A 9,029-nucleotide genomic window follows, 5' to 3' on the forward strand; every position below is an offset into this window, starting at 1 on the left:
CTGCGACGGCGTTTCCGCCGCCCTCGGCGCCGCCGGCCGGGGTGCCGCGCCGCGTCACCCCGGCCGGCGGCGAAGCGAGGCCTGGGTCGCGTTCCGGCCTCCTCTATACTTGCCCGCCACGACCACACGACAACCCGGAACCCGATAGATGTCCCGACTTCGCCGTTGGCTGCGCTGGGCGCTGTACGCGTTCATCGGCGCGGCCCTGCTGGGCGCGATCGCGCTCGGCACGCTGTACTACCTGATCGTGCCCAAGCTCCCGGACGTGGAGACCCTGCGCACGATCGAGCTGCAGGAGCCGATGTACGTCTACGCCCGCGACGGCCGCCTGATGGCCATGTTCGGCGAGACCCGGCGCTACCCGGTGGCGATCGAGGACGTGCCCGACCGGCTCAAGAACGCGTTCATCGCGATCGAGGACTCGCGCTTCTACACCCACCACGGCATCGACTACAAAGGCATCGCGCGCGCGGTGTGGCTGCTGGCCACCACCGACGACAAGCGCGTGCCGGGCGGCTCGACCATCACCCAGCAGGTCGCGCGCCAGTACTTCCTGAGCTCGGAATACAGCTACAAGCGCAAGCTCGGCGAAATGCTGCTGGCGATGCGCATGGAGCAGGAACTGAGCAAGGACGAGATCTTCGAGCTGTACTTGAACAAGAGCTTCTTCGGCAACCGCGCCTACGGCGTCGGCGCCGCGGCCGAGTTCTATTACGGCAAGAAGATGAACGAGCTGAGCCTGGACGAGATGGCCTCGCTGGCCGGCATCCCGAAGTTCCCGTCCAGCGGCAATCCGCTGAACAATCCCGACCGCGCCAAGATCCGCCGCGACTACATCCTCGACCGCATGGCCGAGCAGAACTTCGTCACCCGCGCCGAGGCCGACGCGGCCAAGGCGGTGGCGATGCACGCCACCCCGCACGAGCGTCCGGTCGAGGTGTACGCGCCGTACGTGGCCGAGATGGTGCGCCAGGAGATGGTCGCCCGCTACGGCGCCGAAGCGCTGACCAAGGGCTACCACGTCACCACCACGATCGAGCCGGAGCTGCAGATCGCCGCCGACAAGGCGATCCGCGACGGCCTGTCGGTGTACGACCGCCGCCACGGCTGGCACGGCGTGGAGCAGCACTTCGAACTGGCGCCCAGCGAAGACGCCACCGCCGCGCGCGTGCGCCTGCGCGGCATCCCGGCCCAGGCCAACCTGCTGCCGTCGGTGGTGCTGTCCGTCGCCGGCGCCCAGGCCACCGTGGTGCTGGCCGACGGCACCGAACTGACCCTCGGCGAGAAGCAGGGCTTCCTCGGCCGCAGCCCGGGCAGCCTGCTCAAGCGCGGCGATCTGGCCCGCATCGCCAAGCTCGAAACCGCCGCCGCCGAGCCCAAGCCCGGCGAAACCGCGGCGCCGCCGACGGTGAGCTACCGCCTCGACCAACTGCCGCAAGCCCAGGCCGCGCTGGTTTCGCTGGAGCCGTCCAACGGCGCGCTGCGCGCGCTGTCCGGCGGCTACAGCTTCGCCGGCGCCAAGTTCAACCGCGCCACCCAGGCGCGGCGCCAGCCGGGGTCGAGCTTCAAGCCGTTCGTGTACGCGGCCGCGTTCGAACGCGGCTACAACCCGGCCTCGATCGTGCTCGACGCGCCGGTGGTGTTCAAGGACCGCCGCGGCCACATCTGGCGTCCGCAGAACGACAGCGGCAACTTCGCCGGCCCGATGCGCGTGCGCGAGGCGATGGTGCAGTCGCGCAACCTGGTCTCGGTGCGCCTGCTCGACGCGATCGGCGTCGACTTCGCGCGCAAGTACATCAGCCACTTCGGCTTCGACATCGAGCAACTGCCGCCGAACCTGTCGATGTCGCTGGGCACCGCCTCGCTGACCCCGCTGTCGGTCGCGCGCGGCTACGCCACCTTCGCCAACGGCGGTTTCCGGGTCGAGCCGTGGTTCATCGACGAGGTCAAGGACCGCGCCGGCGCGGTGGTGTTCAAGGAAAAGCCCGCCACCGCCTGCGCGCAGTGCGTCGGCCGCGGCGGCACTGCGAGCGCGGCGCTGCCGGCCAGCAACATCGTCGACGGCTTCGACCTCGGCCCGGCGCCGGGCGCGGTCGCCGACGCCAAGAAGCCCGATCCGAAGGCGGCCAAGGACAAGGACAAGAAGAAGGACAAGCCCGAAGAGCCGGCGAAGAAGCTCACCCCGGAAGAGATCGCGCAGCTCAAGGTCGCGCCGCGCGCGATCGACGACCGCATCGCGTACCAGATCGTTTCGATGCTGCGCGACGTGGTCAAGCGCGGCACCGGCACCGCGGCCAAGGTGCTCGGCCGCGACGACGTCGGCGGCAAGACCGGTTCGACCAACGACCACCGCGACGCCTGGTTCTCCGGCTTCGGCGGGCCGTACGTCACCACCGTCTGGGTCGGCCGCGACAACTACAAGTCGCTGGGCTACCGTGAATACGGCGGCAAGGCCGCGCTGCCGATCTGGATCGACTACATGCGCGTGGCGCTCAAGGACAAGCCGATCCAGCCCAACGAGCCGCCGGAAGGCATGGTCAAGGTTTCGGTCGGCGCCAACGGCTCGCTGATCCCCGACGGCGCCGGCGGCATCGTCGAGTGGGTCAAGGCCGAGGATCTGGAGCGGATGCAGACCTATACCGACTACGGCAAGGAAGACCAGGCCCCGTCGGAAGAATCGTTCGACATCTTCTGACCGGCGCTTCGCCGCTGCGAACCGAAGCCGCACGCCTCGCGCGTGCGGCTTTTTTTCTGCCTAGCCTCCGGCCTTGGCCTAAGGCTTCAGGCCCGATGCTTCAAGCTGTTGTGGGAGGGCCTTCAGGCCCGACGCTTTCCGGTCAGGTCGCGGCAATCTGAAACAAGAGCATCGGGCCTGAAGGCCCTCCCACAATCACCTGAACGCCGCCCCGCTTGCCCGATCTGGCGCCTCGGAGCGCGGACCGGTCCAGACATTGCCGTGCCGCGGGGACGTGCTAGCTTTGGGCTGCCGGTACAACCCGGCCGCGGCGAGCGCCCTCGCCGTGACGTGCCCGCCCGGAGGTCGAGATGCACCAGGCCCGACAGCACGCACACCAGCATGCGCAGACCCGCACCCGCGAACGCCGCCGGCGCGTGGCCCACGAAGCCGCCCGGCTGATGGCCGAAAGCGGCTACCGCGACTACCACCAGGCCAAGCTCAAGGCCGCCGAACGGCTCGGCATCTTCGACGACGCCTCGCTGCCGGCCAACCGCGAAATCGAAGACGCGCTGCGCGAGTACCAGCGCCTGTTCCAGCACGGACACGCCGACGGCCTGCGCCAGCGCCGCGAAGCCGCGTTGCGCGCGATGGAGTTCTTCGCCGGCTTCGAACCGCGCCTGGTCGGCCCGGTCCTGGACGGCACCGCCGACGCCCGCAGCCCGGTCGCGCTGCACCTGTACTGCGACGATTTCGAAGCGGTGCCGCGCTTCTTGGAGCAGCACCACATTCCCGCCGAGACGCGCGAGCGCCGGCTGCGCCTGGACCGCGAGCGCAGCGAGGATTTCCCGGTATGGGTGTTCAGCGCCGAAGAGCTCGGCTTCGACCTGACCGTGCTGCCGCTGGACGTGCTGCGCCAGGCGCCGCTGTCCAACGTCGAGGAAAAGCCGATGAAACGCGCCTCGGCCGCGCAGTTGCGGCAGTTGCTGGCGGAAGAGGACATCGCGCTGTACGAGCGCGGCTGAAACCTGCGAACGTGGCGGCGCGCGGCGCATGGAATACTGCGCCGACGCCGCAAGGGACTGCACTATGACCGCCCGCCCCCCGCACCGCCCCATCGCGCCCAGCGCGTTGCCCGCCCTCGCCCTGGCCGCGCTCGCGCTGCTCGCCCCCGCCGGCAGCGCCGCGGGCGCCGAGCCCGCGGCGGCGCAGGCGCGTTACCTGCAACTCGACCCGCACTGGAGCAACGAGCCCTACCAATGGCAGCTCGACGACGGCACCGTGCTCAGCCGCAGCATCAGCGACGAGCAGGCGCGCGCCACCGTGGCCGCGCGTCCTGGCCATGAGCGCTACGCGCTGGAAACCGTAGTGATGCGCTATCCGGTGCGGATCGCGGCCGCCTGTTGGAAACGGCCGCAGGCGGAGTTCGAGCGCTGCATCGAGTGGGGCAAGGCCGGCCCTTCGCGCGCCCGCGAGCGGGCCGAGGCCGAATCCGAGCGCCAGCTCGAACAGGCCCTGCAACGCCGGCGCGAGCGCGCCGCCTGGACCGGGCTGGACGAGCAAGCCGTGGCGCAGCGTCTGCGCCGAGCGCTCGCCGCGCAGGCCCAGTGGGAGAAGAGCGCGGATGCGCAGCGGACGCCGGCGGATTTCGACTGCGCCCGGGCCGGCGCCACGCCGCCGCTGGCGGACGCCGGACAGCGCCGCTTCCGCGCCGCGCTTGAAGCGGGCCCGCGCACGCCGGCCGGCGAAGCCGAGCTGGTCGCCGCTGCGCGCACGGGCCATTGGCGCGCGGCCGCGGCGCTGGCCAAGCTGGCGCTGTACGAACACGAAGACTGGGAGTCCGCCCAGGCCATCGCCGCCTGGCTGCTCGACCGCGACATCCCGGCCGGCTACAACGCGCTGGCGCGCAGCCTGGGCGCGGCCGATGCCTACGAGCACGGCAGCACCGCGCCGGCCGAGCGCGAGCAGTCCGCGCGGCTGCGCTGGCGCGCGGCCCTGGCCGGCGATCCCGGCGCGCAGATGGATCTGGCCGACGAACTGGCCGCGAGCGATCCCGCCGCCGCCGAACGCCTGCGCGCCTGCGCGCGCGGCCGCTTCCCCGACATCGACGGCTGAGCCGCCGCGCCGCGGCTGCCCGCGCCGAAAACGACGACGCCCCGCCGAAGCGGGGCGTTGTGCTCGCTGCGTCCGCCGCGATCCGCGTTCGGCGGATCGCGATGGATCGACGGATCAGCGCTTGTCCGACGCCACGTAATCGCGCACGCCGTGGCCGGTGTAGATCTGGCGCGGACGGCCGATCTTGTTTTCCGGATCGTTCTGCTGCTCCAGCCAATGCGACACCCAACCGGCGGTGCGGGCGATGGCGAACATCACGGTGAACATCTCCACCGGAATGCCGAGCGCCTTGTAGATGATGCCCGAGTAGAAGTCGACGTTCGGGTAGAGCTTGCGCTGGACGAAGTAATCGTCCTTCAGCGCCGCCTCTTCCAGCTTCATCGCCACGTCCAGCAGCGGGTCGTTGATGCCCAGCTCGCCGAGCACGTCGTGGGTCATCTTGCGCACCAGCGCGGCGCGCGGGTCGTAGTTCTTGTAGACGCGGTGGCCGAAGCCCATCAGGCGGAAGCCCGATTCCTTGTCCTTGGCCTTCTCGACCGCCGACTTGACGTTCTCCGGGCGGCCGATCTCGTTGAGCATCTTGAGCACGGCTTCGTTGGCGCCGCCGTGCGCCGGTCCCCACAGCGCGGCGACGCCGGAGGCGACGCTCACGTACGGGTTGGCGCCGGTCGAGCCGACCAGGCGCACGGTCGAGGTCGAGGCGTTCTGCTCGTGGTCGGCGTGCAGGATGAACAGCAGGTCCATCGCCTTGGCGGCGACCGGGCTCAGCTCCAGCGGCTCGCTCGGCACTTCGAACAGCATGTGCAGGAAGCGCGTGGTGTAGTCGAGGCTGTTCTTCGGGTAACGGATCGGCCAGCCGATGGAATAGCGGTGGCAGGCCGCGGCGATCGTCGGCACCTTGGCGATCAGGCGGATCGCGGCCAGGCGGCGCTGCTCCGGATCTTCCAGGTCGAGTTCGTTGTGGTAGAAGCTCGCCATCGAGCCGAGCATGCCGACCAGCATCGCCATCGGATGGGCGTCGTGGCGGAAGCCGTACAGGAAGGTGCGGAAGGCCTCGTGCATCATCGTGTGATGCGTGACCTCGTGTTCGAACTTGGAGAATTCGCCCGCGGTCGGCAGTTCGCCGTTCATCAGCAGGTAGGCGACTTCGAGGAAGTTCGACTTCTCGGCCAGCTGCTCGATCGGGTAGCCGCGGTACAGCAGCACGCCGGCGTCGCCGTCGATATAGGTGATGGCCGACTTGCAGCTCGCCGTCGCGGTGAAGCCCGGGTCGTAGGTGAACATCCCGGTTTCCTTCGGCAGCTTGCCGATGTCGACGCAAGATGCGCCGAGGGTGGGATGCTGCACCGGCAGCGCAAAGTTCTTGTCGCCGGCGGTGACGCTCACCTGGTCCAGGCGTTTGTTGGAATCTTCGGACACGAAACACTCCTCAGTCTGCCTGCCGCAGGGATGGCCGCGACAGGAGGGGAACGGGGGGTCGCAAGCACGTTGCGATAGTGAATTATCGCACAACGCATTCCGAGCCCAAGCTCGGACTTTGGTCGGCACGCCGGTACGGACGCGACGCTGCGTTGCGGCGCGCGGGCCGCCGGCGGTCAGTATTCGACCGGGCGGTTGCCGGGATGTGGCGGCTGGCGGTGCCGGCGACGACGGCAGCGGGCGGCGGCGCGCCGAGGTCGATTCGGCAGCGGCGGTTCGGGTATGGAGGCGGCGGGCGGCTTGCCGGAGCGGTCGGTTGCGAGCGCGTGGGGCGGCGGGACAGGATCGCTGGGCCCGGGCTGTAGCCGGGAGGCTCAGTTCGGCGTGGCGCCGGGTTGGCTCGGCTTGCGGCGGGATCGTCGAAGGCTGGCAGAAAAGCGTCGGGACTGAAGTCCCTCCCACAAGTGCCCGACGGATCGGCCGCAAGCTCTTGTGGGAGGGACTTCAGTCCCGACGCCTTCGGATCAGATCGAAAACACCGCACCCAATGACCCGCGCGAAACCGCCGCAAACGCAAACGGCCGCCCTCGCGGGCAGCCGTTGTGCGTACAGCGATGTGCGTGAAGCCAAGTCCCTGCCGGATCGCTCCGGCGCGGCACGCGCTTACTTCTGCGCGTAACGCTTGCGGAACTTGTCGACGCGGCCGCTGGTGTCCATGATCTTGTGCTTGCCCGTATAGAACGGGTGCGAAGCCGACGAGATGTCGACCTTGATCAGCGGATACTCGGCGCCGTCGAGCTTGATCGTTTCCTTGCTCGACAGGGTCGAACGGGTCAGGATCTGGAAATCGGTGGTGACGTCCTGGAACACGACGTCGCGGTATTCGGGATGGATGCCTGCCTTCATGGCACTCAACCTTAAGGTGTGCGGGAAAGTCGGGCAGTATAGACACCCCTTGGCGGTTTGCGCAAGTCCGTGTGGGGCAAAGAAATTCATCGCAGGGGGTACTGAGAACCCCTGCCCCGCCCCGTCCAGGCGAATCAGCCCCTGACCGAGCCCGGTCGGACCGATGGACACGCCCCGCCGCCCAACCCGAGGCCCGATGCGGGCCCCGAGCGAGCCTCTCCGACTCAACCCGCGGCCAGCGCCGCCGCGATCAAGCGCTCGAATCGGGCCTGATCGTACTTCATCAAGATCGCCGCCTTATCCGCCCGCCCTTCCTGCCGGCGCCAGTCGACGATGGTCGCACCGCGGCTGTGGGTGCCTTCCAGTTCGATCGACACCGGCCGTTCCTGCACGTCCAGCGCACCGTCGGGTTCGAGCGCGAACGCCATCGCCAGCGCATCGGCGGCGTGCCATTCGTCGCCGCGGCGGTCGATCGACCACAACCGGGTCTTCTCGGAAATGCGCTCGTAGAACCGGCCGCGCTCGGAACCCGCGGCGAGCCAGCCGACCACGCGATCGTGGTGCAGGCCGTGCGCGATCACCGCTTCCCAATCGGCCAGGTCCAGGCGTTCGAACGCTTCGAACACGATGTGCGCGGCTTCCGGATCGAAATAGATGTTGAACTCGGCGGCCGGGGTGATGTTGCCCTGGCAGGTCACCGCGCCGCCCATCACCACCAGGCGCGCGATGCGCTGCGGCAGGGTCGGATCGAGCTTGAGCGCGAGCGCGAGGTTGGTCAGCGGGCCCAGCGCGACCAGCAACAGCTTGCCTGCGTGTTCTTGCGAGAGGCGGATGATCGCCAGCGCCGCATGTTCGGCTTCCACTTGGCGCTGGGCGGCTTCATAGCCGACATCGCCGAAACCGTCCTGGCCGTGCACGTAGCCGGCGTCGGGCGAAGGATGCAGCAACGGCGCGTCGGCGCCGGCGAACACCGGGATGTCCTGGCCGGCCACTTCGCACAGCTTCAGCGCGTTGGCCACGGTGTGCTTGAGGCCGACGTTGCCGGCGGCGATGGTCAGGCCGACGATGTCGTGGCGCGGGTCGTTGAACGCCATCAACAGCGCCAGGGCGTCGTCCACGCCGGGATCGGTGTCGATGAGCAAGGGAATGCGATCGGTCATGAAGTCACTCGTTGTGCGGAACAGTGCGCAGCGACAGTCGCCGCGCCGGCCGGATCGGCCGTGGAGGCCGTAACGGCCGGGACAGCGTGCAGTGCGCCCTCATAGCGCAGCAGTTCGCCGAAGGGAAACCAGGAAAACGACACGGCGAAGCGATAACGCTCTTCGCCGCCGACGCGCTCGATGCGCTTGTAGGCATCGGTGCGCGGAAACAGAAAACGCGGCAGCGGCAGGCCGCGCGCGCTCAGGCCGAGCAGGCGCCAGCGCCAGCCGCCGTCGTCCAGATCCACGCCCAGGCGCATGCGCACCGGGCCGGTGGCTTCGAGCCAATGGCCGTCGGGAAACCGGCCGACGGGCTCGAACACCGAACGCAGTTCGCTGCCGTCGTCGAAGCGGCGCAGCCACAGCATGCGTCCGGGCTCGTGGACGATGTCGACGCGGAATCCGCGGCGCGCGCGGTCGGTGGGAATGCCCAGGCGGCGCGCGAGGCGGCGGCCGAGGACGCCGGCGGGGCCGCTGCCGGTGCGCAGGTCGATCTCGCCGGCCAGGGCGCCGCCGTCGCGGTGCAGCGCCTGCAGCAAGGGGTGCAGCCGCTCGAACGCCGGGCCGAACCAGTGGGTCGCCGCGTTGTGGGGAAGTCCCGGCATCCGGGGCCGTATCTCCAGCGGGCGGGACACTATATGCCAAAAAAAACGCGTCTGTGGGGCCTGCCGACGGCGCCGGCGCGGCGAGCCGGCCGATCCGGCAAGGCCGCCGGC

At 69.5% G+C, this 9,029-nt stretch carries 9 protein-coding genes; 4 read left to right on the forward strand and 5 right to left on the reverse strand.

Features of this window, described 5'->3' with window-relative positions:
- Positions 1 to 148: 148 nt before the first annotated feature.
- Together A7A76_RS04030 and A7A76_RS26245 are read left to right on the forward strand one after the other, a co-directional pair.
- Positions 149 to 2,695: a penicillin-binding protein 1A gene (locus A7A76_RS04030; protein WP_206409989.1), complete on the forward strand. Its 2,547-nt coding sequence runs from the start codon at positions 149 to 151 to the stop codon at positions 2,693 to 2,695.
- A 95-nt stretch (positions 2,696 to 2,790) separates the two neighbouring features.
- On the forward strand, positions 2,791 to 2,856 hold the full coding sequence (locus A7A76_RS26245) for a DUF6053 domain-containing protein (RefSeq protein ID WP_354520999.1): 66 nt from the start codon (positions 2,791 to 2,793) through the stop codon (positions 2,854 to 2,856).
- On the opposite strand, the gene A7A76_RS26250 is transcribed toward A7A76_RS26245, so the two are convergent.
- Positions 2,838 to 2,894: a DUF6053 domain-containing protein gene (locus tag A7A76_RS26250; protein WP_428995077.1), complete on the reverse strand. Its 57-nt coding sequence runs from the start codon at positions 2,892 to 2,894 to the stop codon at positions 2,838 to 2,840. The genes A7A76_RS26245 and A7A76_RS26250 overlap by 19 nt on opposite strands.
- A gap of 151 nt (positions 2,895 to 3,045) precedes the next feature.
- Between A7A76_RS26250 and A7A76_RS04035 the strand changes: the two genes are divergently transcribed.
- Both A7A76_RS04035 and A7A76_RS04040 read left to right on the forward strand, forming a co-directional pair.
- Positions 3,046 to 3,699: a hypothetical protein gene (locus A7A76_RS04035; protein WP_206409990.1), complete on the forward strand. Its 654-nt coding sequence runs from the start codon at positions 3,046 to 3,048 to the stop codon at positions 3,697 to 3,699.
- Between the two features lie 64 nt (positions 3,700 to 3,763).
- Positions 3,764 to 4,789: a hypothetical protein gene (locus A7A76_RS04040; protein ID WP_206409991.1), complete on the forward strand. Its 1,026-nt coding sequence runs from the start codon at positions 3,764 to 3,766 to the stop codon at positions 4,787 to 4,789.
- A gap of 114 nt (positions 4,790 to 4,903) precedes the next feature.
- Here the strand turns inward: A7A76_RS04040 and A7A76_RS04045 are convergent, their stop codons facing one another.
- From A7A76_RS04045 to A7A76_RS04060, 4 genes are all read right to left on the reverse strand, one after another.
- Positions 4,904 to 6,184, reverse strand: a complete 1,281-nt coding sequence (locus tag A7A76_RS04045; protein ID WP_074864812.1) for a citrate synthase — start codon at positions 6,182 to 6,184, stop codon at positions 4,904 to 4,906.
- Positions 6,185 to 6,871: 687 nt separating this feature from the next.
- Entirely contained in the window at positions 6,872 to 7,114 is a 243-nt protein-coding gene (locus A7A76_RS04050; RefSeq protein WP_206409992.1) for a type B 50S ribosomal protein L31, read from the reverse strand.
- Positions 7,115 to 7,338: 224 nt separating this feature from the next.
- Positions 7,339 to 8,274, reverse strand: a complete 936-nt coding sequence (locus tag A7A76_RS04055) for a nucleoside hydrolase (RefSeq protein ID WP_206409993.1) — start codon at positions 8,272 to 8,274, stop codon at positions 7,339 to 7,341.
- A complete protein-coding gene (locus A7A76_RS04060; protein WP_206409994.1) occupies positions 8,271 to 8,918 on the reverse strand; it encodes a DUF4166 domain-containing protein in 648 nt (215 codons plus the stop codon). The genes A7A76_RS04055 and A7A76_RS04060 overlap by 4 nt, the downstream gene beginning before the upstream one ends.
- Positions 8,919 to 9,029 lie beyond the last annotated feature (111 nt).

Source organism: Lysobacter enzymogenes (genome assembly GCF_017168095.1).
Classification (GTDB): domain Bacteria; phylum Pseudomonadota; class Gammaproteobacteria; order Xanthomonadales; family Xanthomonadaceae; genus Lysobacter; species Lysobacter enzymogenes_D.

Excerpts from the sequence above, each read along its gene's own strand:
- A7A76_RS04050 (WP_206409992.1), bottom strand. The coding sequence starts at position 7,114 with ATGAAGGCAGGCATCCATCCCGAATACCGCGACGTCGTGTTCCAGGAC.
- A7A76_RS04035 (WP_206409990.1), top strand. The coding sequence starts at position 3,046 with ATGCACCAGGCCCGACAGCACGCACACCAGCATGCGCAGACCCGCACC.
- A7A76_RS04030 (WP_206409989.1), top strand. The coding sequence starts at position 149 with ATGTCCCGACTTCGCCGTTGGCTGCGCTGGGCGCTGTACGCGTTCATC.
- A7A76_RS04040 (WP_206409991.1), top strand. The coding sequence starts at position 3,764 with ATGACCGCCCGCCCCCCGCACCGCCCCATCGCGCCCAGCGCGTTGCCC.
- A7A76_RS04055 (WP_206409993.1), bottom strand. The coding sequence starts at position 8,274 with ATGACCGATCGCATTCCCTTGCTCATCGACACCGATCCCGGCGTGGAC.
- A7A76_RS04060 (WP_206409994.1), bottom strand. The coding sequence starts at position 8,918 with ATGCCGGGACTTCCCCACAACGCGGCGACCCACTGGTTCGGCCCGGCG.